This window comes from Kribbella aluminosa, from assembly GCF_017876295.1.
Taxonomy (GTDB): Bacteria; Actinomycetota; Actinomycetes; order Propionibacteriales; family Kribbellaceae; genus Kribbella; species Kribbella aluminosa.
In genome coordinates this window covers 3440888-3463495 of record NZ_JAGINT010000001.1, presented here as the reverse complement: position 1 = coordinate 3463495, position 22608 = coordinate 3440888, and the positions used below count along the sequence as shown (strand labels likewise).

Genomic DNA, 22608 nt, shown 5'->3' with positions numbered 1-22608 from the left:
GGACAACGGGCCGCCGGCCGGAAGTACGTACAGGCCACGGTGGCAAGCGCTCCCCGAGTGGACATGCGGTGTCCCGTCCAGTCCGTGGCAGGTCGTCTATCGTGGTGCGGTGATCGCATCCGGCAGTCGGTACGTCGCACTCGGCAGCTCGTTCGCGGCCGGACCGGGGATCAGCCCGATCGTAGATCCGCCCGCGGGTCGTTCGGGCAACAACTACGCGCATTTGGTCGCGTCCGAGCTCGGCCTCGACCTCGTCGACGTGTCGTACTCCGGCGCCACCACCGCGCACCTCCTCGACACCCGCCAGGACGACGCACCGCCCCAGCTCGACGCGCTCACCGCCGACACCGCGCTGATCACCATCACCTGCGGCGGCAACGACCTCGAGTACGTCGGTACCTTCCTGCGCGGCAGTTCCCTGAACACGATCGCCCGACCCGCCACGATCCTCGGCCGCCGGGTCGCGAACCGGATCCGGGCGCGGGTCAGCTACCTCAAGGACGACGCGTCGTACCAGGCCGTCACCGACTCGCTGACCACGGTCGTCGAGCGTGCTCGCGAACGTTCGCCCGAGGCGCGGATCCTGCTCGTCGACTACCTCAGCCTGGTCGGTCCGGCGACCCGCCCGCGCCTCGACGTACCGCTGAACGAGGAACAGCTCCCGAGCATCGCGATGATGGCCGACGGACTCGCGGCGTCGTTCGCGAAGGCGGCCGCCGCGACCGGTGCGGACCTGATCGCCGCCTCCGAGGCCAGCCGCGACCACGCGATCGGATCCGCGGAGCCGTGGACGACCCGCTTCACGATGCTGCCGCCGAACCTCGGCGGATTCGTCCCGTACCACCCGAACGCCGCCGGCATGCGCGCGGTCGCCGACCTGATCCTGGCGGCGCTCCGGTCATGAAGGTGCGCGAGGCAACGAACGCGGACGTCGACGCCGCGGTCGACACGCTGACGCAGGCCTTGCTCGACTACCCGATGACCCGGGCGTGCCTCGATCCGGACGGGTACGTCGACCGGCTCACGCAGTACCACCGGCTGTTCGTCGGCGCGATCGGGATCCCGCACGGCCGCGTGTGGGTGACCGACGACGTGCGCGCGGTTGCGATCTGGTTCCCGCCGGACATGCCCGCGGAGGTGTTCGCACCGCATGCCGCCGCGTTCCAGGACCTCGCCGGATCCCGGGCCGGGCCCACCGCGGAGTACGGGCAGGCGATCGCGCTCTTCCATCCCCGCCACCCGTCCTGGCTCCTCGCGCTCGCCGCCGTCCACCCCGACCACCAACGCCAGGGCCTCGGCCACGCGGTCATCGAGCCCGGCCTGGCGGTCGCGGACGCAGCCCACTCCCCCACGTTCGTGGAAACCCAGGATCCGGCAAACGTCGGCTTCTACGAGTCCTTCGGCTTCACGGTCATCGCCGAACTGGAACTCCCCCACAACGGCCCGATGCACTACGCCCTCTACCGCCCGGCCCAACCATGAGCACTGAGGTCTGGCAGTTCGTCCGTTGGTACGACCGGTTCGGATTTGCCGAGGCTGGCCGGGAGCGGAGCGTGGTGATCACGAGCTGAGCGTGCGCCAGCCGACGAACCGGAAGCGCCAGATCCTGCGCCCGCCGGCCGGCTTCGCGGTGTCGTCGGCAGGGCGCCCACGACCGGCGCGCTCACCGAGCCCGTGCTGGCTTTCGCGACCGTCCTTCGCGAAGTGACTCAGCGACACCATCAGGTTGAGGGGTTCCATCGGTCCGTCCTTTCTCGACGCCTACACAGGTACGTCGGACCCGACCGCCGGAACTTGACATCGTTCGGCTACGAATCCTCCTCGGTCGCCAGCACGAGCCGCCGGAGAAGGTCGTTCAGCTGGGTACGCTCAGTCGTCGGCAGCTGATGGATCAGCTCGTTCTCGACGCGCAGGATGTCGCCGATGCCGCGCTCCCACAGCTCGCTCCCGGCGCGGGTCAGCGTCGCCATCACCTTGCGCCGGTCGTCGCGATCGTGCGTGCGTTCGACGTACCCGCGCCGCTCGAGCGCGTCCAGCCGGTTCGTCAGCGCCGCCGGTGACATCCCCAGTTGCCGCGCGAGCCGGCCCGGCGTCGCACGGTACGGCGTGCCGCCGCGGCGCAGCATGTGCAGCGTCTTGAACTCCCACAGCTGCAGTCCGTACGTCGCCAGCACCGCCTCCCGCCGCCGCTCGAGGTACCGCGTCACCACCTGCAGGCGCACCGTGATCCCCTCGACGTCCCGGTCGAGGTCAGCCAGCTCGCCCGCCCAGAGCTCGACGTGCGTATCCACAAAGTCCTTCACCCGGACAATTTTTCAGCGACTGAAGGTTAGTTGTCAAATCTTTCGATGTCGAAATACCGTAGAGACATGAGCCACCTCCCAGCCACCGCCGTCACCGCCGCGGCGAACCAACTGATGCTCGCCGGCCACTGGGCCGCCGCCACCGACCTCCTCGCCGCCGCCCGGACCGACGACCCCGCCGAGCAGCAGGTCCTCGCCCTGGCCCGCGCCACGGTCGCCGTCGACCATGACTTCGGCCAGCGGTCCGACCACGCCACGGCCGCGCTCGCAGCGGTTCCCGAGGACTCCTGGGACCTCGCGATGTTCAAGCTCCGCAAGGACTACGCGGACGCGCTCTTCAACTCGGGCGACCGCGACCTCCGCGACCGGATGCTGACGCTGATCAAGGACGCCCCGGACGACGCCCGGCGCGGTACGGCGAACTTCTGGGCCGGCGCGATCGCCGACAACGTGTACGAGCAGCCCGCGGAAGCCATCGAGCACTACCGGCAAGCATTGGAGCTCGCCGAGAAGAGCGGCGACGAGTTGACGATGGCGCAGGCTCTTCGTCACCTCGGACACCACTCACATGCGGCCGGGGAGCTACTACCCGCAAGAGAGCAGTGGGAGCGATCGACCGAGCTCCTGCAGCAGAACGGGCACCTGCGCCCCACGCTCGCCCAGCAGGTCCACATCGCGATCCTGCTCCGCGACGAGGGTGACATCGACGGCTCGGCAGCCCTCGCGACCGAGGTGAACCGCTGGGCACGTCAGCTCGGTATCGGGTTCATCATCCAGCAGACGGAGGAGCTGATGGTACGGCGAACTCCGCAGGAACCCCCGCGCTGAACGCGACATGATCCGGCGCGCGACCGGGCGGGTCCAGCCCCACCGACCGCAGCAGGCCGTCGGCGTCCAAGGTGGTGAGCTGGGCGGTGTGCAGGATCCACGGCGGGTGCTCGTTCGGGAGGTACCAGGTGCGGCCGGCACGGTGGACGTGCAGCCCCCAACGAGCGGTCAGGAAGTCTTCGAGCGGACCGATCGGGAGGCGTTCGCCCATGTCGACACCGACGGCCGCACGGGCGCCGGAGCCGCGGACGGCCGAGCTGTAGCTGTGGTGGTTGCCGTGGCGTTCGTGCGACATCCGCGCCCAGCGGTACGGCAGCCCGAAGACCGTCCGCGCCGTGGCCACCACCGCCAGCCGGTCCGCGTCCAGGCTCAGGAACACGACACCCCGCCGGCCGGTCTGGTCGACGGAGTACAGCCGGATGTTCGTCTCCAGGAACGACCCGAAGTACGGAACACCCGGGCCACGCGGCAGCCCGGTGTCGACCATCCGGAACGGCACCAGCCCGACGTACGTCCGCCCCTCGAACGTGTCCGGCCGCGTCCCCGGCGGGAAGAAGTGCGCGACGTCCGCGGGCTCGAAAGCCCAATGGACAAAGGTCAGATCCAGCCACCGCTGCCGCAGGACGCGCGGCCGCGGCAACGCCGGCGCCTCCGGCCAGGTCACGCCGAGTCACTCAGCGCTCGGCCGAACCTCGCAGGCCGGCCGGCCGTCGGCGAGCTCACAGACGAGGTACCCCGGAGCGCCCGGCTTCCACGGCATCACAGCCTCACCCGCGATCAGCGCGTCCAGCGTCTGCAGTTCCGGATCCCGCCGCTCCGCGTGGTGGCGATAACCGGCGGCTCCCAGCGCGAGTGCGATCGCCATGCCGAGCAGGTTCACCTCGGTCGGCTGCTGCGGAACCGTGGTCCCGTCCACCGGCTCCAGCTTGATGCCGTGCTCCGGCACCTCGACGATGCGTGCGACATACTTCATGCCATCGAGCGTAGCGGCCAGCAGCTGTCCGGTACTGCTTCTAGCGTCGTAGATATGGAGTTTCGAGCAGAGGTACCGCAGGCGGAGTTGGACGAGTTGCGGCAGCGGCTGGACGCGGCGCGTTGGCCGGATCAGCTGCCGGACGCGGGATCGTCGTACGGCGTGGAGCTCGGACGGCTGCGGGAAGTGACGGACTACTGGCGCACGGCGTACGACTGGCGCCGCTTCGAGAAGCGGGTGAATACGTATCCACAGTATGTCACCGAGATCGACGGGCAGCGCGTGCACTATCTGCTCGCCGGCTGGGGTACGCCGCTGTTGCTGCTGCACGGCTGGCCGGGCGCGGCGTCGGACTACCTCGAGGTGATCGACGCGCTCGCCCAGGAGTTCACCGTGGTCGTGCCGACGATGCCCGGCTTCGGGTTCAGCGGCGTGACGACCACGGGCGGCTGGGGTGTCGACCGGATCGCGCGCGCCTGGATCACGTTGATGGAACAGCTCGGCTTCGAGCGGTACGGCGTTCACGGGTACGACTGGGGCGCCCGCATCGGCCCCGCCCTGGCACGGCTCGTACCGGACCGGGTGATCGGCCTGCATCTCGACGGGTACTTCGTGTTCCCGCAGGGCGAGGAGCTGACCGAGGCGGAGCAGCAACGGCTGGGCGGCCTGGACCGCTGGCAGAACGAGCGATCCGGGTACGCCGCGATCCAGGGCACCCGCCCGCAGACCCTCGCGTATGCGCTGCTCGACTCGCCCGTCGGCCAGCTCGCCTGGAACCTCGAGTGGTACGACGACTACGGCCACCGCGAAGGTGCCATCGGCAACGACCAGATCCTCGACACCGTGACGCTGACCTGGTTGACGCGGACCGCCGGCTCGCAAGCCAGGCTCTACCGCGAGGCGCAGTCCGCGTGGGGCGCCCAGGTCGAACACTGCGCCGTACCGACCGGACTCGCGGTCTTCCCGAACGACAGCACGGTCCGCAAGCTGGTCGAGCGCGAGTTCGACGTCGTGCACTACACCGAGTTCGACCGCGGTGGGCACTTCGCGGCGCTGGAGGTCCCCGAACTCGTCGTCGAGGACCTCCGCGCCTTCTTCGGCAAGCTGTAGTTACCGCACGCCCAGCAGGTGCTCCATCGCCAACTGATCCAGCTTCTCGAAGCCGAGACCCCGATCGGCCAGCGCCTCCCGGTCGTACGTCGCGTTGCGGAGCTCGTCCAGCGACTCGCCCTCGCCCAGGGTCGGCTCGGACAGCTCCGCGACGCGTGCGTCCGCCAGCGCCTGCACGACCTCCGGGTCGGCCCGGAACGCCCGCGCCTTCGCCCGCAGGATCAGGTAGTTCCGCATGCAGGCACGCGCGGTCTCCCAGACCCCGTCCTCGTCCTCGGTCCGCGGCGGCTTGTAGTCGAAGTGCACGTAGCCGTCGTACCCCCCTTGATCCAGCACGTCCACGGTCCAGAACGCCTCACGCAGGTTGCCGGCGCCGAATCGCAGGTCCTGGTCGAAGCGCGGACCGTGCTGCCCGTTGAGGTCGATGTGGTACAGCTTCCCGTGCCACAACGCCTGCGCGATCCCGTGCGCGTAGTTCAACGACGCCATCTGCTCGTGCCCGACCTCGGGGTTGATGCCGACCAGCTCCGGGTCGGCGAGGTCCTGGATGAACGCGATCGCGTGCCCGATCGACGGCAGCAGGATGTCGCCGCGCGGCTCGTTCGGCTTCGGCTCGATCGCGAACCGCAGGTCGTAGCCCTGCTCCCGGACGTACGCGCACAGGATGTCCATCGACTCCTTGTAGCGGTCCAGCGCCGCCCGGACGTCCTTCGAGCCGCCGGACTCCGCACCCTCACGGCCACCCCACAGCACGTACGTCGTCGCGCCGAGCTCGGCTGCCAGGTCGACGTTCCGCAGCACCTTGGCGAGCGCGTACCGGCGTACCTGACGGTCGTTCGCGGTCAGGCCGCCGTCCTTGAAGACCGGGTGGCTGAACAGGTTCGTCGTCATCATCTCGACGCCCATGCCGGTCTCGGCGAGCGACTTCTTGAAGCGCTCGAGCACCTGGTCGCGGGTGCTGTCGTCGGGTACGACGTCGTCGTCGTGGAACGTCACCGCGGCGGCGCCGAGCTCGGCGAGCTTCTCGACGGCGTGCACCGGGTCCATCGCCGGGCGGACCGCCGTACCGAAGACGTCGACGCCCTGCCAGCCGACGGTCCACAGCCCGAAGGAGAACTTGTCGTCCTTGGTCGGGGTAAAGCTGTTCATGCTGGAATCTCCTGCCATTGACGGGATGTCGAACTGGCCTCGACCGCGGCCAGCACGCGCTGGACCTGCAGTCCGTCGGCGAACGACGGCGCCGGATCGGTGTTGCCGGCGATCGCGGTGACCAGGTCGACGGCCTGATGGGTGAACCCGTGCTCGTAGCCGAGCAGGTGGCCCGGCGGCCACCACGCTCCGACGTACGGGTGGTCGGGTTCGGTGGCGAGGATCCGGCGGAAGCCCGCCGTCCTCGAGTCTTCGGTTGCGTCGTAGAAGTGCAGCAGGTTCATGTCCTCGAAGTCGAACGCCAGACTGCCGAGGCTGCCGTTGAGCTCGATCCGGATCGCGTTCTTCCGCCCGGTCGCGAACCGGGTCGCCTCGAACACCCCGAGCGCGCCGCTGCGGAACGTCGCCAGGAACACCGCAGCGTCGTCGACCGTGACCGGTCCGCGTTCGGTGCCCGCCGTACCGGCCAGCCCCGAGTGCTCGGCGGCGATCGGACGCTCCTTGACGAAGGTCTCGAGCCGCGCGCTGACCTCGCCGATCGTGTCGCCGGTGATGTACTGCGTCAGGTCGACGATGTGCGCGCCGATGTCACCGAGCGCGCCGGAGCCGGCCTTGGCCTTGTCCAGCCGCCAGGACAGCGGCGCCTCCGGATCCGCGATCCAGTCCTGCAGGTACTGCGCGCGGACGTGCCGGATCGTCCCGAGCTTGCCTTCGGCAACGAGCTGCCGGGCCAGCGCGATGGCCGGCACCCGACGGTAGGTGAAACCAACCATCGACCGGATCCCCCGTGCGCGCGCCGCTTCGGCTGCCGCGGTCATCGCCTCGGCCTCCTCGACGGTGTTCGCCAGCGGCTTCTCGCACAGCACGTGCTTGCCCGCCTGCAGGGCGGCGATCGCGATCTCGGCGTGGCTGTCGCCCGGCGTACAGACGTCGACCAGTTGGACGTCGTCGCGCTCGAGCACCTTGTGCCAGTCGGTCTCGGTCGACTTCCAGCCGAGCTTGGTCGCGGCCGCCTGGACGGCGTCGGCGTTGCGGCCGCACAGGACGTTCAGCTCCGGTTCCAGCGGCAGGTCGAAGAAGCGCGGCGCGCTCCGCCAGGCCTGCGAATGGGCCGCGCCCATGAACGCGTAGCCGATCAGGCCGATGCCCAGGTTCGTCATGACTCTCCTAGCTGTGTCGGGTCGGCGAATACTTGGTCGAGACAGATCTGCGCGCCGCCGCGGACCGCTGCGCCGAAGCCCAGGTCCGACCGGACGACCCGGCAGCCGCCCCCGTCCGGTGCGAGCACGCGCTCCCGCAGCGCCTTCTCCAGCGGCTCTTCCAGCCACGGGCCGAGGACGGCGAAGTACCCGCCGAGCACGAGCACGGCCGGGTTCAGGATGTTCACCAGGATCGCGCCGCCGATCCCCAGCCAGGTGCCGACGTCCTTCAGCGCGGACAAGGTACGCGCGTCCCCGGCTTCGGCGCGCTCGACGACCGCGGCCAGCCGTTGCTCCACGTCCAGCCGCGGATCCCGGACCGGGTCGTCGCGATCCGTTGCCTTACGCAACAGTGCGGTCAGTCCCACGACGGTCTCCCAGCAGCCGGTCCGGCCGCAGCCGCAGGCCTGCCCGGGTGGCGCGACCGGCATGTGGCCGACCTCGCCGCTGTACCCGTGCGCGCCGCGGAGCAGGTGGCCGCCGGAGACGACGCCGCCTCCGACGCCGACGGCACCGGTGAGCAGTACGAGGTCGTGCAGCTCGCCGGTCTCGCGCAGTTCGGCGTACGCCGCCATCGTCGCCAGGTTCGCCTCGTTGTCCACGTGCAGCGGGTACGTCGGTTCGCCGAGGCGCGTGCGCATCTCCTTGGCGACGGACAGCTCGCTCCAGCCGAGGTTCGGGGCCAGCTTCAGCTCGCCGGCCCCGCCTTCGACCAGACCCGGTACGGCGAGCGTGACGCCGGCCAGTTGCCCGCCGCGTGCGTCCACGGCCTGGACGGCCTCCTGTACGAGTTCGGCGAACCGGTCGAGCGTCGTACCGGGTCCGAGGTGCGCGACGTCCACCGGGACGCGCTTCTCGTGGACGACGTTGCCGGCCAGGTCGAGCGCGACGACGGCGAGATAGTCGACGTTGATCTCGGCGCCGACGCCGCAGACGCCGGTGCCGTCGAGCTCGACCAGCTGGCCCGGACGGCCGAGCGCGCGGCTGGAGTCGGCGGAGCCCTCGCGGAGCAGACCACGTTCGACGAGCTCGGCGACCAGGCTGCTGACCGTCGCCTTGTTCAGCCCGGTCTCCTCCGCGATCCGGGCGCGCGACCGCGGCCCGAGCTCGTGCACATGCCGCAGTACCACCGAGAGGTTGTTCCGGCGCAGCGCGACATGGTCGGCGGCAACACCCCGGATCACCATCGCGCACCCTCTCCCGGACTTTGTCTGTTGATCCAACAAACTAAGTTCAGCCCGACCCGCCGTCAAGAGTTCCGGAACCGTGGACTTCTTGCAGGACTTTGTCGAGATTTGACCCCTCGCGGCCCTCGCGCTGGCCTCTGGACGTCTGCCTGGACGTCGTGAAGACCGCGAAGACGTCCGCCTTCGTACCTGCCGGCTCGGGGATCCGCGCGCTCGACGAGGACGGCGTGCTCCGCGGACTACTACCTACGACTGACCGCCGACGGCGGCCGGATGTTCAAGGGGACAGGCGCCAGTGACGTCGGTCCGCCCAACACTCCGGAGGCCTAGAAGAGCTCCATGCTGTCGGCCGTGGCGGTGATGACCGGGTTGTCGAAGTAGAGGCGGCAGGCGACGGCGTGGCCGGCGCAGGTGAGCAGCGACGGGCCGGCCGCGTCGACGACCCGGTACGCGACCGGGTGGCTGCAGCGCTCGACGTCGCCGACGTTCTCGCGGTGGCAGCCGAGGACGTGGCAGGTGATGGTGTCGCCGAGGTTCATCAGGGTCAGCCCGTGCTCAGGGCAGACGCCCCAGCCGACGCCGCACGTCTGGCCCTCGTTCGCGGCCAGCCGGACGAGCTTGCCGGCGGTCGCCTCCAGCCGGCTCGCCAGGTCCCGGAACGTGGTCACAGCGTGGTCCAGATCGCGCCGGAACCGCCGCAGCTCGACGGACTCCGGCATCGTCTGCGTCGCGGCCTGCAGGTCCTCGGCGAGCGTCATCGCCGCGACCGCGATCTCGTCGACCCGGACGGGCGTGCTGAACTGGCGCAGCGTCGTACCGTTCGCGTCCCGTGGCCGGTCACGGACCTCCGACAGCCACTCGGACCGCCGTACCTCGTCCTCCGGCTGGTCGAGGTGGACCTCGCCGACCTGCTGCCCGGACTGCCACTCGCCGGGCGCCTCGAGGTGCGTGCTTGGTTGCGGAGCGTGACCGTTAGTGGTTCCGTTCGCCGTCGCGGTCCCGTTCATCGGAATCCGACTGTCCTCCGCTGTCCGCCCGTTCATACAGCCTCACTCGTCCCAGTCCCCTGTGGTCCCTCGGTGGCCGATCGTGCCATGGTTCCGGCACTCAGGACCAGAGGGAAACGACGGCGTCACGCACCGCTCCCCCGTCCTTGCGGACAGCAACGAACAACCCCCGGTTACTGACAGGTTTCCCAGTTATAGCGGCACCGAACCATCGCACCAGGGTTACCCAACGCGATCTTTTGCACTTCCGAACGGACGGTTGTCTCGCTGTCAGATGCTCGCGGAGAAATCCACCGCTCGGGAGCGCGCGTGGTACGCCGAGTTCCGCAGGTACTCACGCAGAACCCGGGTGAGTACCGAGTGCGCGCTCCGGGTGTATCCGTCGCGGGGCCGTCGGCGGCGCTCTGGCTGGGACGGGCGGCATTGCCAGGCCCCGAATCGAGCTCGATCGCCTCGAGCGCATCGCCCAGTTGCTCACGCAGCGTCGCGAACCGGTCCCGGCGCCATCCGGTCCCGGCTGAACCGCAGCCCGAATACGCACAACCCGTCGGTGCGAGTACGTTCCTTGATCTTGTCGAGTTCTTGCTCCGACAAACCCGGATCGCGGCGCAGTTTGGGGCGCACCGCGAACGGCGTCGACGGCCGGCCCCACGCCCCTCCTACGGGTTGTAGTGCTGGATGGCGCCGCCCGCTGACAGGTCGACAAGGGTGTGCGCCAGGGACCGGGCGTCCGCGAGGACCTCCTGGAGGTCCATGGTGGTGAGTTCGCGATCGCGTACGACGACCTCGCCGGCGACGAGGACCGTGACGACATCGGCGGCGCGGACGGAGTACACGAGGGCAGCCCGTGGGTCGTGCAGCGGTTGGTTGTGCGGCGCGCTGAGGTCGACGAGCGCGATGTCGGCCTGGTAGCCGGGCTCGAGCACACCGACCCGACCGGCGAGCCCCGCCGCGGCAGCACTACCCCGAGTCGCTAGTCGGAGGGTGTCGGACAGGCTCATCCACTCGGCGTCCTGCTCGCGTTGCTTCTGGGTGAGCGCGACCATCCGGATCGCCTCCCAGACGTCAAGCGTGTTGTGCACGGCCGCCCCGTCGGTGCCGACACCCACGCTGACGCCGGCCTCGAGAAGCCCCTTGATGGGCGTGACCTCACCCATCGCCAGCTTGAGATAGACCTTCGGGCAGGACGCAACCGCCGTACGGTCCGCGTACCGCTCCAGAATCGCCAGATCCGCCTCCCGGATCCCACAGCCGTGCGCGATCAACGCCCCGGCGTCGAGCACTCCCGTCCGCTCCAGCACCTGCACCGGCGTCACACCGTGCTTGTCGACCGACGCCTGCGTCTGCTCGTCGGTCTCCGCCGCGTGCAGATGGATCCGAAACCCCTCGGCACGCGCGATATCCGCCGCACGCCGAAGATCGTCGTCGTTCACCGTGTACGTCGCATGCGGCCCCAGGCGTGCGGTGATCCGCGGATGCACGCCCCGAAGCTCACGACTCACGTCGAACGCCGCGCTCACGTCCTGCTCGGTGGAAGAGAAGTACGTCGGCGCCAAGTCCGCCCGGATCCCCGCCTCCACCGCGGCCGCGGCGATCTGATCCGCATGGAAGTAGTGATCGACAAACGTGGTCACCCCACCCAGCAACATCTCCCCACACGCCAACCGCGCCCCCACCCGCACCCGCCCCGGCGTCAGATTGACCTCCATCGGCCAAACCCGCCGATTGAACCAATCCTCGATCGCCAGATCCTCCGCAGCCCCCCGCATCATCACCATCGGACTGTGCGTATGCGAATTGACCAACCCCGCCACCGCCAGCAACCCACCCCCCTCCACCACCTCAACCAACCCACCACCCGCCCGCCCGCCCGGCGCACCATCCGCATGCCCGGCCGGTCCACCACCCGACCCACCACGCGCCCGACCACCCGGCCCACCACCCGCCTGCCCGGCCGGAGCTCCACCGGTCTCACCAGCTGGCACCCCACCCACGTGACCGACTGGTGCGCCGCTCGACTCGCCGTCCGGCGTACCACGTGTATGGCCGACGTGGGGTTGGCTGCCGGTTGGGGTGGTTGCGACGATGAGGTCGTCCTGTACGTGGATGTCCTGCGCCTCGTCCACCCGGCACTCCCCCAGCTCGGGCACCAACAGCACCGCGACGTTCCGGATCACCATCCGCGCCATACCGTCCTCCTGTCGACCGAGGCAGAGACCAGCAGTCTCCCGGACCAGCCGGTCCATCCCGCATCGAGACCCCGGCTGCAACCGACCGCGGATGTGATCCGCCAACAGGTCCACGACACACGTCTCCAACTGACCCGCGACAGGCGTCTGGTGACCACGTGTGTCGCATCAAGGAACGTTGAGGTTGCCATCGTTTGAGTGGTTCACCTTTGAAGTGGTCCGTTTGCCGCCTGTATGCGGGGTGTTAACGGACCACTTCAGGGGTGAACCACTCAAACGATGGCATCGGGCTGCCTCGTCCTGGGCGACAGCGGTGGTTACAAACCCGAACCGTTCGTGGAACGGCACTAGGTGTTCCTGGCCAAGTGCATCGTGGCGTCGGCCAACGACCTGGCAGGCACTCGCCGGCGACCGCGGTTGCCCAACAGTTGCTGGACCTTTCGGTGCCTTCGGGTGCCCGGCGTGCCACTACATCGGAAGGCGGCGCTCAGGGGAGTTCCGGGCGCACATCCAGGCAGAGGACAACTACTGTCTACCGATGGACATTGACTGGAATGCTGAGGTGGTCGATCAGATCGACGCGCACTGGCGGGACCGGCTCAGGCCTCGGCTGGACGGGCTGACCGACGACGAGTACTTCTGGCAGCCGGTCCCGGACTGCTGGACGCTTAGTCGGCGTGGCGAGAGTTCTGCGCCGATGTCATTCGGGGGAGGCGAGTTCACCATGGACTACGCCGAGCCGCCCCACGAGCAGGAACTGGTCACGACAATCGCCTGGCGACTGGCGCACCTGATCGGCGGGTTGGCGTCGACGAACAGCAAACGCTTCAGCAGCGAGGCCATGGGCATCGAGACCTTCCATTACGCAGGCACCGCCCGGGAAGCCCTGCAGCAACTCGACGACGAGTACGAGACTTGGATCAACGGCGTGCGCAGCCTCGGCACGGCCGGACTCACCGAGCCTCAAGGCGAGCCACCCGCCTTCGCCCACGCGCCGATGGCGAAGAAGATCCTGTACACGAACGTCGAACTCATCCACCACGGGGCCGAGATCTGCCTGCTCCGCGACCTCTACCTACGGAACAGTCCCGGCAAGTCAGCCTGACGGTCAGCTATCGGCTTCCTCCGCTGCGGCGGCAATCGGTTCGAGGGTGGTGATGAGCTCGTCGAGCTCGGCTGTGGTGAGGATTCCGTACGCCGGAGTCGCCAGGTGGTCGGTGAGGGTTTCGATCTGTTGTTTGGTCTCGCGGCCGGCGTCGGTGAAAGTGCCGGCGGGCGTGACGAGCCCGCGGGCGCGGAGGCCGTCGATCACTGCGTCGAGCTGCGGCTTGGGCAGGTGATGGATCCGGCCGAACTTCTCCGCCGGCATTCCGAGGGCGAGCGCCATCAGCACGTGGGCCTCGGTGCCGCCGATGCCGAGGGTGAGAAGAGCAGCGTTGTGGCCGTCGCCGCGGTGTTCCCGCAAGAGCGTCGCCGCGTGCCAGAGCCTGGCCACCGGGTCCTCAGGAACATCCAGCACCTTGAGTCCGGCGTACAGCGCTCGGCCCTCGCTCGGAGCGCTGAGGCCGGCGCGGGTGGCCAGTTCGGCGGCCCGCACCAGACCGGGTGACTCGGCCAGGTTCCCGATCCGCTGCCGGAGCGCCTCGGCACTTCCCCGCTCGCGGACGGCGATCGCCTCCTCGGGAGTCGTCTTCCCCCAGACCCACGGGATGTGCCGGGCCACCTCGCCGGGAGCGAAGTTGTAGAACACCGCGTGCACCACCTCGGCCGGCGCCATCCCCAGCGGAGCGGCACGGCCCGCGAAGTAGCCGTCCCAGTAGTTGCGCATGCCGATCGCCAGGAACGCCTCGTTCGGCACGTCGGAGAACGTGACGGTCGCGATCGGCTCGACGAGCTCGGACATCCGGTGGATCTTGGCCTGCGGGTGCAGCATCGTCAGCAACTCCTTCGGTCGTGACAGCGCCCTGGTGGACACCCTCTCGCCCATGCGACGAACAGAGCGACCCGGATTCGACACCTCAGATCGCACTGGAGGGAAACCCAGGGACATGCGTTCCCTTAAGCACAGACTCTGGAACTGGCTTGTGACCTGGGTCTCTGCGTCGTGGACAAGTGTCGCTGACGCGGAGGTGCGTGCGCCGTCTCGCGCGGTGGGGCTGTGGGAGCGGGATTCCGCCTTGCCTGGATTCAGGGCGGCGGTCTGGCCTCGAGGCTGGAACTGGTGCGTTGGTTCTGCCGGGTGAGGCGGTGGAGGGCGAGCCAGATGAGTGGCGTGCCGACGATGGTTGGTAGTAGCCAATACGTGAGGTGCGGTAGCCGGTTCCAGACCGGCAGGAAGGCGCCGTTGTCGACGTAGAAGCCTGTGAGCAGAGCGATGTAGGAGCCGCCTGTGCCAGTGGCGTGGTGGAGGGGCCAGCCTGCTCGGCGGCGTCGGCGGGCTCGATAGCCGTACAGGCCGAGGCCGAAGGCGACGAGGGCGATGGCAAACAGGTGGGCGTCTTCGTGCCAGCGGATGGTGGCCATGATGGTTGCGGTGGTGAAGACGCCGGCGAGCGCAATCAGGTAGACGTGGCCGGCGCGAGGATGCCGGCCGGGGCGCTTCTTCGCCGTGGCGGCAAGGGCGCCGGCGGCCACGGCGGTGAGTCCGCTGGTGACGTGAACCACGAGCGTAGCCGCGAACACCGGCCCGGCGTCGGGGATCGGCAGGCCAAGGATGTCACCGGCGGCCATCGCGCGACCCGGTACCTGGCGGCGCTGGGGCCGGGGGCGTGCTGTCGCGGCGCATGAGGGTGGCGTGGAGGAGCGCGATCACGCTGCAGACGATGCGGACGAGGCTTCCGCCGATCGCGATGGTCCCAACGGCCGCACCGATGTCGCGGATTGCGTATACAGGGTGATCACGGTGACGTCGCCGACGACAGCCAGGGCTGCGACGGCGATCGTGGCGGCGAGCGCGCGGCCGGGGCTGGCCTCTGGCAGCCAGCGGATCAGCCGGCCGGTGGTGGCGAACGTTCCGGCGGCGGTGGCGGTCGCGACGGCGATCAGGGGGAGGATGGGGATGGCGGCAAGCAGGCCGAGTGCGCCGGCGCGCCAGGGGTGCGGCTGGAGAAGTAGGAGCCACCAGATACCGACCACGGGCCCGGTGGCGATGTACCAGGCGATGGTGTGCCGGGCGTGGGCGGTGATGAGTTCTCCGGTGAACGCGGCGGCGACGGCCGGTGGGGTGCCGAAGTGGTCGATGGCCGATTCGACGGCCTGGTCCTCGGCGTGGCCGTCGGTGGTGTGGTCGGCGATCGACTGGTCAAGTCCCTCGCGGATTTCGGCGAGGATTCGTGCGCGGCGCCGGCGTGGGCCGTGGAGTAGGTGGGCGAGTTCGTCCAGGTAGGCGTCGATCCGTGCCTGTGCACGCGCGTCGACGTTGGGGGTCAGACGGTGGCCGGCCATGGCCGCCTGCCCAGGACAGCGGTGACCGCGGTGGAGAACTGCTCCCAGACCGCGCGCTGCTCGCGCAGGGCGGTGTGCCCGGATGCGGTGAGGCGGTAGGCGCGGCGACGGCGCCCACTGACGGTCTCCCAGTCGCTGGCGATCAGACCGGCCCGTTCCAGGCGGTGCAGCGCCGGGTAGACCGTGCCGGTCGGTAGGTCGAGCGCGCCCTCGCTGCTGCTGCGCAGCGATTCGATGACGGCATAGCCGTGCTGTGGCGCGGGTTCCAGCACGGCCAGCAGCAGCGCGTCGAGGTGCCCCTTGAGCAGTTCCGGTCGCATCGGCAGCATCATCTGGGGGCTCCTCTCGCGGGGTCGGCTCTTGCCCGACCCGCGTCGACGTGCCTAACGTAGCATCACAATACTTTGCGATGCTACCTATGGTGGTGTTCGATGAGTCAAGCTCACGCGATCGTGGCTCTTGCTGATGCCGGAGTCGTAGATCGGGCGCTGCTCGGCAGCAAGGCCGGTGTGCTGGCCGACCTTCTAGCCGCCGGCTTTCCCGTACCGCCAGGGATCGTGGTCACCAGCGCTGCCCTCCACGACCCGGGCCTCGACACGAAGCTGGCTTCAGTGGCCGACAGGATGGGTAGCAGCCGGTTCGCAGTGCGCTCCTCGGGTACCGCCGAGGATTTGCCGGATGCCTCGTACGCCGGCCTGTACGAGACCTACCTGAACGTGGCGCGAGCCGAGCTCGGTGACGCGGTGCGGCGATGCTTCTCGGCGGCGGCCAGCGAGCGGGTCACGGCCTACCACCACCGGAACGGCGGCGGGGCCACCGGGATGGCTGTCCTCGTGCAGGCCATGGTCGACGCCGTCGGTGCAGGCGTGGCCTTCACCGCCCATCCGGTCACCGGCGACCGCACCCAAGCAGTCGTCACTGCTGTGGCCGGGCTGGGCGATCCACTCGTGTCGGGCGCAGCGATCGGCGAGGAGTGGATGATCACCCTCGGCGGCGCAGTCACGTTGACCCGCCCGGCTCCCGGCGGTGACCCGGTTCTCTCGAGCACGCAGGCGGCCGCGGTGGCGCAGCTGGCACGGCGGGTGGCGGACCGGTACGACGCCAGGCCACAGGACATCGAGTGGGCCATCGATCACGATGGCACCCTGTGGCTGTTGCAGGCCCGGCCGATGACCGCCCTCCCGCAGCCCGCGTCGTGGACACCGCCGGGGCCGGGTCTGTGGATGCGCAACTTCCGGCTCGGCGAATGGCTACCCGAAGCGGTCACCCCGCTGTTCGCCACCTGGCTGCTGCCGACGCTCGAGGACGGCTACCTCGACGGCATGCAGGCCACCGTCGGCGTCCAGGTGCCGTTCCGGTACGCCCTCGTCAACGGCTGGTACTACAACGCCACGCCGACCCCGTCACCGAAACTCCTCGCACGGATCCTGCGGCACGGCCGCACACATGCGGTCAAGATCCTCTACAACGCGTTGATCCGGGTCGGTCGCGACCCGGCCGGGGCCGACCGAGCCATTCTGGCTGAGCTGGAACGCCAATGGCGCGACGACCACGCGCCGCGTTACCGCCAGCTCGTCGCCGCCGCGGCCGCCGAGGCCGACACGGCAACGCCTCAACGCCTCAGCGAGCTGGTCGACACTCTCGGCCGGGAGGCAGGGATCTGGCTGTGGTACCTGGCCATCGTCGGCGGGTCGGCCTGGAAGATGGAGGCACGCCTGACCCGCTTCACCCGCCACCACCTCCGCGGCGTGCTGCCCGACAGCGACGGCGGAGTCCAAGCCCTCCTGCGAGGGCTGACCACACCGGGCGCTGCTGCACACGCAGTACAGAGCATCGACTGGTACCACCCGATCGCTGCTGAACTAACCACCATCGACGCCGACAAGGACGCTGCCATCCGCCGGCACGACCTCACCCACCACCGGAACGACGCCACGCTCCGCTGCCGACAAGCCCTGGCTGACCGGCCCCGGCTGCTGGCCGAATTCGACCGGCTGCTGCGCGTCAACCAGCGCTACGCAGTCATCCGCGAAGAGCAGGCCCGCGACCTCACCCTCGCCTGGCCAGTGTTGCGGACCTGCGCGCGGCGCATGGGCGAACACCTGGCCGGCGCCGGACAGATCGACCTGCCCGACGACGTCCACTTCTGCGCCCACGACGAACTTGCCGCCGCACTCGCGGGCGATTCGCGGCCGATCAACGACGTCGGCGGACGGCGCGAGATCTGGCAGCGGCAGCGGCGGCTCGCCGCACCGTTGACCCTCGGCCGCCCGCCGCGCGTGATCGGCGACCTCATCGAGCACGCCGTACAACAAGCCCGCGGCACCAGCCCGATCCCACCGGGTGCACTCGTCGGACATCCCGCCTCCGCAGGGCGCGCCACCGGCCCGGTCCACGTCGTCCACGGACCGGACGACTTCGCTGACTTCGCCGACGGCGACGTGTTGGTCGCCAAGGCCACCGCGCCGGCCTGGACACCGCTGTTCGCGCGCGCCGCCGCGGTGATCACCGACGGCGGCACCCTCGCCGCGCACGCATCCATCGTCGCGCGCGAATACGGAATCCCCGCAGTTGTCGGAACCGGCGACGCCACTCACCGACTCCACACCGGACAACTCGTCACCGTCGACGGCACCACAGGCGTGGTCACCCTCCACACGCGCACGCCCGGGCCGCAGCAGCCACCACCGAGCCCGCCTCCCGCGCGTCGACATCACCCCAGATAACGACATACAGCAGCCATGCCCGCAGATGGCGTCAAAGCGTCGACTAGGTCATGGACACCGCCGCGAAGGCTTAGGGGAACATCTGTTCGAATCTCCGGTATGGTGGGGGTATGGGTGCTGACCTTCAGGGGTCGTTGTTCGGTGGGTTCGAGGAGCCTGCGCTGGGGCCGTTGGGCGGGATTAGCCGGACCGGGCTGGGGCGTGGGGCTTGGGTCGACGTGTTGCCGGGGTGGCTTGCCGGGGCCGACGAGGTGTACGGGCGGCTGGCGAGCGAGGTTCCGTGGCAGGCGGAGCGGCGGCAGATGTACGACCGGGTGGTCGACGTGCCGCGGTTGTTGTGCTTCTACGGCGAGAACGCACCGCTCCCGCTGCCCGTCCTGGATCAGGCCCGGGACGCCCTCAGCGCGTACTACGCGGACGAGCTGGGCGAACCGTTCCGGACGGCGGGGCTGTGCTTCTACCGGGACGGCAAGGACAGCGTCGCCTGGCACGGGGACCGGATCGGGCGGGGCAACCACGAGGACACGATGGTCGCGATCCTCTCGGTCGGTGAGCCGCGCGTCCTGGCGCTGCGCCCGCGGCCGGGCAACGCAAGCGACCGCACGCACGGCGGCGGGAACGAGGGCACGCACGGCGGCGGGAACGAGGACACGCGCGGCGGCGGGCAGGTGGTGGGGTCGACCGTGCGGTACCCGCTCGGCCACGGGGATCTGATTGTCATGGGTGGCTCCTGTCAGCGCACGTGGGAGCACGCGATTCCGAAGGCGGCTGGACATGTCGGGCCGCGGATCAGCATCCAGTTCCGGCCGCGGGGCGTCAGGTGAGTGCTCCGACCGGCGGCTGGTAGATGCCGTCCTTGGTGGCTATGTAGAAGCCGAGCAGGCGAATGCCGGCCGCCGCACAGTTCTCTCGGGCAGCAGTGGCCCACTGGTCGTCGGTGTCGGTCGGGCTGCCGGATCCGGAACGTCCCAGCGCCAGCACGACCGTGGTGCCGGGTGCCGTTCGGACGGCTTCCACGATCGGGCCGAGGGCGGTTTCACAGAGTTGGGCGGGGGTCGGACCTGGTGACGGGAGCTCGACGATCACGGTGGATCTGTAGCGGCCGTCGGAGTCGCAGAGCAGCACGGTGAGGGTGCCGCGCGCGCGGTCGCCGAAACTGACCATCAGGTCGACGACGTTGGCGGCGAGTGCGGGATCGGTGAGTGGATGGTCGGGCCAGGTGGAGGACAGCTGTTCGAAGCTCATGCCAGTAAAGATGCCGCGTTTCGCACCCTCGATCCGGGTTATCCACAGACCAAAAGTGGCCCATCAACTGGACCATACAATGGACCTCAAGACTGGGCCGTATCCCGCCTAGGCTCAGGACCATGAGCAGCAGACTTGGGCAGATGCTTCCCCCGGCCGGAGCGCCGCGGGACCTGGCGATGGCGCAGTTGGCCAACTCGGTCGGCGACGGCGCGTTCGTCGTCACCTCGGCGTTGTTCTTCACCCGGGTGGTCGGGCTTTCGACCGCCGAGGTCGGGCTCGGTCTCACCATCGCCTGGCTGACCGGATTCCTGGCCGGCGTACCGCTCGGCAGCCTCGCCGACCGGCGCGGAGCCCGCGGTACGGCGGTCCTGCTCGCGCTCAGCACCGCGACCGCCGTCGCCTCGTTCCTGGTCGTCAGGAGCTTCGCCGGATTCCTCGTCGCCGCAATCCTGTACGCCTGCAGCCAGACCGGCCTCACCGCGGCGCGACAGGCCTTGCTGGCCGGCCTCGTACAGCCAGAAGAGCGGACGAAGATCCGCGCATTCCTGCAGTCCACAGTGAACGCCGGACTCGCGGTCGGCGCGCTCCTCGGCGGCGTAGCGCTCCGCTTCGACAGCTCAGCGGCGTACCTGATCGTCTTCGGGATCGACGCTGCGAGCTTCCTGATCGCCGCCGCGCTGATCCGTCGGGTGCCGTCGATCGCGACCTCGATCAGAGCCAAGGGCGAGCCCAGGCTCGCGGTGCTGCAGGACCGTCCGTACGCCGTCCTCGCCTTGCTGAATGCGGTGATGCTGCTGTTCATGCCGCTGATCAGCCTGGTCGGCCCGCTCTGGATCGTCACCCGCACGAACGCTCCCAGCTGGGCCGTCGCGTCGCTGATGATCGTGAACACGCTCGGCGTCGCGTTCTTCCAGGTGCGGATCGCCAAAGCGGTAAGGGATCTGAGCACAGCGGCCCGTTCGGTCCGGTACGCCGGGATCGCGATGCTCGCCGCCTGCGCCGTGTTCGCGACCACCGCAGCCGATCTCGGTCCGGCGACGACTGTCGCCGTACTCGTGGCCGCCTCCGCACTGCTCACCGTCGGCGAGATGAAACTCGCCTCCGGCGCCTGGGAGATCAGCTTCGGACTCGCCCCCGCGGACAAACAGGGTCAGTACCAGGGGTTCTTCGGCACCGGCCCCGCGATCGCCCGGATGCTCGGCCCGGCACTGCTCACCACGGTCGTCCTCGGCTGGGGTCCGATCGGCTGGATCGCCGTCGGTGCACTGTTCCTGGGGACCAGTTGCGCAACTGGTCCCGCCGTACGATGGGCTGCGCGGACGAGGGCCGTCAACGAGGACGCCACGCCGTCGCTGGCAGAGGAGAACGCCGCCTGATGGAGATCCCCGGACTGGTCGAAATCACCACGTACGACGAGCTGCGTGAGGTCGTTCCGCCGCCGACCGGGGCCGCGGTCGCCAAGGACCGCAAGGAGCTCCACGACCTGGACCTGTTGTGGCTCGGCAACTCCCCGTTCTGCCTGATCGCGACCTCGGACGCGGACGGCAACTGCGACGTCTCACCCAAAGGCGACCCGGCCGGCTTCACCATGGTCCTGGACCGGTCCACGATCGCGATCCCGGACCGGGCCGGCAACCGCCGCGTCGACGGCTTCACGAATCTGCTCAGCAACCCGCACGTCGGGCTGATCTACTTCGTCCCGGGCCGCACCGACACGCTCCGGATCAACGGCCGCGCGCGGATCGTCAAGGAGGCGCCGTTCTTCGACGACATGGTGGTCAAGGGCAACCGCCCACAGCTCGCGCTGCTGGTCGAGATCGAGCAGATCTTCCACCACTGCTCGAAGTCGTTCCTGCGCTCACAGCTGTGGAAGCCGGAGACCTGGAACCCGGAGGCCGTCCCGCGCCGGGCCGTGCTGTCGCAGACCTTCGAGCGTCCCGACGACGACCTGACGAACCTCGACGAGTACTACGGCCAGAAGTACGAGGAGTCGATCTACAAGGTCAAGTACTGAACTACTTCGGTGGACGCAGCCCGAAGTACTCCGTGGCGACGATGACACCCGCCCCGGTGGCCGTCTACGGTTTCGTAGTGTGACCGAACCTCTCGACGTCCCGGCTTTCGGGGCACGCGTGCGCCGGGTCGCGCTGCCGCTGGTCGTGTCGTTCGTCGCGGTCGGCGGCTCGTTCGGCGCGTCGCGTGGGGAAACAGGCCGGCGCGCGGCCGACTGGTTCATGGTGGTGCTGGTCCTGATCGGATCGGTCGCGCTGTACTGGCTCCGGACCCGCCCGGTTCCGGTGCTGTGGGCGACGGTCGTCTCGACCCTTGTCTACATGCTGATGGCGTACGCGTACGGGCCGGTCGTCTTCGCGTTCGTGATCGCGGTCTTCACCACGATCCGCATGGGCCATCGATTAGCCGGCTGGGCCGGACTGATCTCGTTGTACGTCGGCCATGTCGGCGGCAGGATGCTCCTCGGACTCAACCAGGACGGCATCTACCAGGTCCTGCTCGTCGGCACCTGCTTCTGCGTACTCGGGTTCCTCGCCGAACTCTTCCGCGCGCATCGCGAGCGCGTGATGGCGGCTGCGCGGACCCGTCAGGAGGAGGAGCTGCGCCGCGCCGGCGAGGAACGGCTCCGGATCGCGCAGGAGCTCCACGACGTCGTCGCGCACCACATCTCGCTGATCAACGTGCAGGCCTCCACCGCCCTGCACCTGGTCGACCGCCAGCCCGAGCAGGCCGCGCCCGCGTTGTCCGCGATCAAGGACGCCAGCAAGGAAGCCCTGGTGGAGCTCCGCTCGATCGTCGGCGTACTGCGGCAGTCCGACGAGTCCGCACCACGCCAACCGGTCACCGGCCTCGATCATCTCGACCACCTCGTCAGCCGTACGGCGCGCGCCGGGCTCGAGGTGCACAAGATCATCCACGGCGACCCCCGCCCGCTGCCGACCGGCCTCGACCGTGCCGCGTTCCGGATCATCCAGGAGTCACTGACGAACGTCGTACGGCACGCCAGGGCCACGTCGGCGACGGTCCGGATCCAGTACGGCGATCAGGCGCTCGTGGTGCAGGTCGACGACAACGGCGAATCCCTCACCGCCCAGCCGAAGGAAGGCAACGGCATCTCCGGCATGCGCGAACGCGCCACCGCCCTCGGCGGCACCCTGACCGCCAACCGCACCCCGGCCGGCGGACTCCGCATCATCGCGAACCTGCCGCTGTAGGTTTCGCCTGACGTAGCC

General features: G+C 69.3%; 24 protein-coding genes. 10 read left to right on the top strand and 14 right to left on the bottom strand.

What is annotated here, in order from left to right; all coding sequences use genetic code 11:
• Window positions 1-109: 109 nt before the first annotated feature.
• Window positions 110-904 (top strand): SGNH/GDSL hydrolase family protein, encoded by a 795-nt coding sequence (locus JOF29_RS16575; protein ID WP_209695081.1) that lies wholly within the window; start codon window positions 110-112, stop codon window positions 902-904.
• Window positions 901-1482 carry a GNAT family N-acetyltransferase gene (locus JOF29_RS16570; RefSeq protein ID WP_209695080.1) on the top strand — a complete coding sequence of 194 codons (582 nt, stop codon included), beginning with the start codon at window positions 901-903 and terminating at the stop codon, window positions 1480-1482. The genes JOF29_RS16575 and JOF29_RS16570 overlap by 4 nt, the downstream gene beginning before the upstream one ends.
• A 78-nt stretch (window positions 1483-1560) precedes the next feature.
• On the opposite strand, the gene JOF29_RS16565 is transcribed toward JOF29_RS16570, so the two are convergent.
• Window positions 1561-1740, bottom strand: coding sequence for a hypothetical protein (locus JOF29_RS16565; protein WP_209695079.1), 180 nt, complete (start codon window positions 1738-1740; stop codon window positions 1561-1563).
• A 68-nt stretch (window positions 1741-1808) separates the two neighbouring features.
• Window positions 1809-2303, bottom strand: a complete 495-nt coding sequence (locus JOF29_RS16560) for a MarR family winged helix-turn-helix transcriptional regulator (protein WP_307863395.1) — start codon at window positions 2301-2303, stop codon at window positions 1809-1811.
• Window positions 2304-2369: 66 nt separating this feature from the next.
• Here JOF29_RS16560 and JOF29_RS16555 point away from each other — a divergent pair, with 66 nt between their 5' ends.
• Window positions 2370-3131 (top strand): hypothetical protein, encoded by a 762-nt coding sequence (locus JOF29_RS16555; protein WP_209695078.1) that lies wholly within the window; start codon window positions 2370-2372, stop codon window positions 3129-3131.
• Here JOF29_RS16555 and JOF29_RS16550 read toward each other — a convergent pair.
• Both JOF29_RS16550 and JOF29_RS16545 read right to left on the bottom strand, forming a co-directional pair.
• The gene (locus JOF29_RS16550) at window positions 3073-3795 is read right to left on the bottom strand and encodes a YqjF family protein (RefSeq protein WP_209695077.1); all 723 of its coding nucleotides are present in this window, start codon (window positions 3793-3795) and stop codon (window positions 3073-3075) included. The genes JOF29_RS16555 and JOF29_RS16550 overlap by 59 nt on opposite strands.
• Window positions 3796-3801: 6 nt before the next feature.
• A complete protein-coding gene (locus JOF29_RS16545; protein ID WP_209695076.1) occupies window positions 3802-4104 on the bottom strand; it encodes a hypothetical protein in 303 nt (100 codons plus the stop codon).
• 54 nt (window positions 4105-4158) lie between these two features.
• Here JOF29_RS16545 and JOF29_RS16540 point away from each other — a divergent pair, with 54 nt between their 5' ends.
• Window positions 4159-5214, top strand: coding sequence for an epoxide hydrolase family protein (locus tag JOF29_RS16540; RefSeq protein ID WP_209695075.1), 1056 nt, complete (start codon window positions 4159-4161; stop codon window positions 5212-5214).
• Here the strand turns inward: JOF29_RS16540 and xylA are convergent, their stop codons facing one another.
• The 5 genes from xylA to JOF29_RS16515 form a co-directional block, all read right to left on the bottom strand.
• On the bottom strand, window positions 5215-6363 hold the full coding sequence (gene xylA, locus JOF29_RS16535; RefSeq protein ID WP_209695074.1) for a xylose isomerase: 1149 nt from the start codon (window positions 6361-6363) through the stop codon (window positions 5215-5217). It abuts the gene before it with no gap.
• The gene (locus JOF29_RS16530) at window positions 6360-7523 is read right to left on the bottom strand and encodes a Gfo/Idh/MocA family protein (protein WP_209695073.1); all 1164 of its coding nucleotides are present in this window, start codon (window positions 7521-7523) and stop codon (window positions 6360-6362) included. The genes xylA and JOF29_RS16530 overlap by 4 nt, the downstream gene beginning before the upstream one ends.
• Complete coding sequence (locus JOF29_RS16525; protein ID WP_209695072.1) at window positions 7520-8749, bottom strand: ROK family transcriptional regulator; 1230 nt, start codon at window positions 8747-8749, stop codon at window positions 7520-7522. Before JOF29_RS16525 ends, JOF29_RS16530 begins: the two co-directional genes overlap by 4 nt.
• Window positions 8750-9075: 326 nt before the next feature.
• Window positions 9076-9756, bottom strand: a complete 681-nt coding sequence (locus tag JOF29_RS16520) for a hypothetical protein (RefSeq protein ID WP_209695071.1) — start codon at window positions 9754-9756, stop codon at window positions 9076-9078.
• 659 nt (window positions 9757-10415) lie between these two features.
• Window positions 10416-11945: an amidohydrolase family protein gene (locus JOF29_RS16515; protein WP_209695070.1), complete on the bottom strand. Its 1530-nt coding sequence runs from the start codon at window positions 11943-11945 to the stop codon at window positions 10416-10418.
• A gap of 538 nt (window positions 11946-12483) precedes the next feature.
• Between JOF29_RS16515 and JOF29_RS16510 the strand changes: the two genes are divergently transcribed.
• Window positions 12484-13050 (top strand): DinB family protein, encoded by a 567-nt coding sequence (locus tag JOF29_RS16510; RefSeq protein WP_209695069.1) that lies wholly within the window; start codon window positions 12484-12486, stop codon window positions 13048-13050.
• 3 nt (window positions 13051-13053) lie between these two features.
• Here JOF29_RS16510 and JOF29_RS16505 read toward each other — a convergent pair whose 3' ends face one another.
• The 4 genes from JOF29_RS16505 to JOF29_RS16490 all read right to left on the bottom strand — a co-directional run bounded on the left by JOF29_RS16505 (window position 13054) and on the right by JOF29_RS16490 (window position 15721).
• On the bottom strand, window positions 13054-13932 hold the full coding sequence (locus JOF29_RS16505; protein WP_245357625.1) for an SCO6745 family protein: 879 nt from the start codon (window positions 13930-13932) through the stop codon (window positions 13054-13056).
• Between the two features lie 200 nt (window positions 13933-14132).
• Window positions 14133-14675, bottom strand: a complete 543-nt coding sequence (locus tag JOF29_RS16500; protein ID WP_209695068.1) for a hypothetical protein — start codon at window positions 14673-14675, stop codon at window positions 14133-14135.
• Between the two features lie 78 nt (window positions 14676-14753).
• Window positions 14754-15389 carry a permease prefix domain 1-containing protein gene (locus JOF29_RS16495; protein ID WP_209695067.1) on the bottom strand — a complete coding sequence of 212 codons (636 nt, stop codon included), beginning with the start codon at window positions 15387-15389 and terminating at the stop codon, window positions 14754-14756.
• Window positions 15371-15721, bottom strand: a complete 351-nt coding sequence (locus JOF29_RS16490) for a PadR family transcriptional regulator (RefSeq protein WP_245357624.1) — start codon at window positions 15719-15721, stop codon at window positions 15371-15373. The genes JOF29_RS16495 and JOF29_RS16490 overlap by 19 nt, the downstream gene beginning before the upstream one ends.
• A 99-nt stretch (window positions 15722-15820) precedes the next feature.
• Here JOF29_RS16490 and JOF29_RS16485 point away from each other — a divergent pair, with 99 nt between their 5' ends.
• The gene (locus JOF29_RS16485) at window positions 15821-18115 is read left to right on the top strand and encodes a PEP/pyruvate-binding domain-containing protein (protein ID WP_209695066.1); all 2295 of its coding nucleotides are present in this window, start codon (window positions 15821-15823) and stop codon (window positions 18113-18115) included.
• A gap of 110 nt (window positions 18116-18225) precedes the next feature.
• On the top strand, window positions 18226-18939 hold the full coding sequence (locus JOF29_RS16480; RefSeq protein ID WP_209695065.1) for an alpha-ketoglutarate-dependent dioxygenase AlkB: 714 nt from the start codon (window positions 18226-18228) through the stop codon (window positions 18937-18939).
• Here JOF29_RS16480 and JOF29_RS16475 read toward each other — a convergent pair.
• A complete protein-coding gene (locus JOF29_RS16475) occupies window positions 18932-19360 on the bottom strand; it encodes a hypothetical protein (RefSeq protein ID WP_209695064.1) in 429 nt (142 codons plus the stop codon). The genes JOF29_RS16480 and JOF29_RS16475 overlap by 8 nt on opposite strands.
• A gap of 122 nt (window positions 19361-19482) precedes the next feature.
• Here JOF29_RS16475 and JOF29_RS16470 point away from each other — a divergent pair, with 122 nt between their 5' ends.
• From JOF29_RS16470 to JOF29_RS16460, 3 genes are all read left to right on the top strand, one after another.
• Window positions 19483-20739, top strand: a complete 1257-nt coding sequence (locus JOF29_RS16470) for an MFS transporter (protein WP_209695063.1) — start codon at window positions 19483-19485, stop codon at window positions 20737-20739.
• Window positions 20739-21377: an MSMEG_1061 family FMN-dependent PPOX-type flavoprotein gene (locus tag JOF29_RS16465; RefSeq protein ID WP_209695062.1), complete on the top strand. Its 639-nt coding sequence runs from the start codon at window positions 20739-20741 to the stop codon at window positions 21375-21377. Before JOF29_RS16470 ends, JOF29_RS16465 begins: the two co-directional genes overlap by 1 nt.
• A gap of 79 nt (window positions 21378-21456) precedes the next feature.
• Window positions 21457-22590: a sensor histidine kinase gene (locus tag JOF29_RS16460; RefSeq protein WP_307863394.1), complete on the top strand. Its 1134-nt coding sequence runs from the start codon at window positions 21457-21459 to the stop codon at window positions 22588-22590.
• The last annotated feature ends 18 nt before the right edge of the window (window positions 22591-22608 follow it).

What these genes read in the sequence shown, in the direction of transcription:
- JOF29_RS16530 (WP_209695073.1), bottom strand. Translation starts at nt 7,523, where the DNA reads ATGACGAACCTGGGCATCGGCCTGATCGGCTACGCGTTCATGGGCGCG.
- JOF29_RS16470 (WP_209695063.1), top strand. Translation starts at nt 19,483, where the DNA reads ATGAGCAGCAGACTTGGGCAGATGCTTCCCCCGGCCGGAGCGCCGCGG.
- JOF29_RS16515 (WP_209695070.1), bottom strand. Translation starts at nt 11,945, where the DNA reads ATGGCGCGGATGGTGATCCGGAACGTCGCGGTGCTGTTGGTGCCCGAG.
- JOF29_RS16555 (WP_209695078.1), top strand. Translation starts at nt 2,370, where the DNA reads ATGAGCCACCTCCCAGCCACCGCCGTCACCGCCGCGGCGAACCAACTG.
- JOF29_RS16540 (WP_209695075.1), top strand. Translation starts at nt 4,159, where the DNA reads ATGGAGTTTCGAGCAGAGGTACCGCAGGCGGAGTTGGACGAGTTGCGG.
- JOF29_RS16565 (WP_209695079.1), bottom strand. Translation starts at nt 1,740, where the DNA reads ATGGAACCCCTCAACCTGATGGTGTCGCTGAGTCACTTCGCGAAGGAC.
- JOF29_RS16525 (WP_209695072.1), bottom strand. Translation starts at nt 8,749, where the DNA reads ATGGTGATCCGGGGTGTTGCCGCCGACCATGTCGCGCTGCGCCGGAAC.
- JOF29_RS16500 (WP_209695068.1), bottom strand. Translation starts at nt 14,675, where the DNA reads ATGGCCGCCGGTGACATCCTTGGCCTGCCGATCCCCGACGCCGGGCCG.
- JOF29_RS16505 (WP_245357625.1), bottom strand. Translation starts at nt 13,932, where the DNA reads ATGGGCGAGAGGGTGTCCACCAGGGCGCTGTCACGACCGAAGGAGTTG.
- JOF29_RS16485 (WP_209695066.1), top strand. Translation starts at nt 15,821, where the DNA reads ATGAGTCAAGCTCACGCGATCGTGGCTCTTGCTGATGCCGGAGTCGTA.
- JOF29_RS16465 (WP_209695062.1), top strand. Translation starts at nt 20,739, where the DNA reads ATGGAGATCCCCGGACTGGTCGAAATCACCACGTACGACGAGCTGCGT.
- xylA (WP_209695074.1), bottom strand. Translation starts at nt 6,363, where the DNA reads ATGAACAGCTTTACCCCGACCAAGGACGACAAGTTCTCCTTCGGGCTG.
- JOF29_RS16510 (WP_209695069.1), top strand. Translation starts at nt 12,484, where the DNA reads ATGGACATTGACTGGAATGCTGAGGTGGTCGATCAGATCGACGCGCAC.
- JOF29_RS16495 (WP_209695067.1), bottom strand. Translation starts at nt 15,389, where the DNA reads ATGGCCGGCCACCGTCTGACCCCCAACGTCGACGCGCGTGCACAGGCA.
- JOF29_RS16490 (WP_245357624.1), bottom strand. Translation starts at nt 15,721, where the DNA reads ATGATGCTGCCGATGCGACCGGAACTGCTCAAGGGGCACCTCGACGCG.
- JOF29_RS16475 (WP_209695064.1), bottom strand. Translation starts at nt 19,360, where the DNA reads ATGAGCTTCGAACAGCTGTCCTCCACCTGGCCCGACCATCCACTCACC.
- JOF29_RS16545 (WP_209695076.1), bottom strand. Translation starts at nt 4,104, where the DNA reads ATGAAGTATGTCGCACGCATCGTCGAGGTGCCGGAGCACGGCATCAAG.
- JOF29_RS16520 (WP_209695071.1), bottom strand. Translation starts at nt 9,756, where the DNA reads ATGAACGGGACCGCGACGGCGAACGGAACCACTAACGGTCACGCTCCG.
- JOF29_RS16480 (WP_209695065.1), top strand. Translation starts at nt 18,226, where the DNA reads ATGGGTGCTGACCTTCAGGGGTCGTTGTTCGGTGGGTTCGAGGAGCCT.
- JOF29_RS16570 (WP_209695080.1), top strand. Translation starts at nt 901, where the DNA reads ATGAAGGTGCGCGAGGCAACGAACGCGGACGTCGACGCCGCGGTCGAC.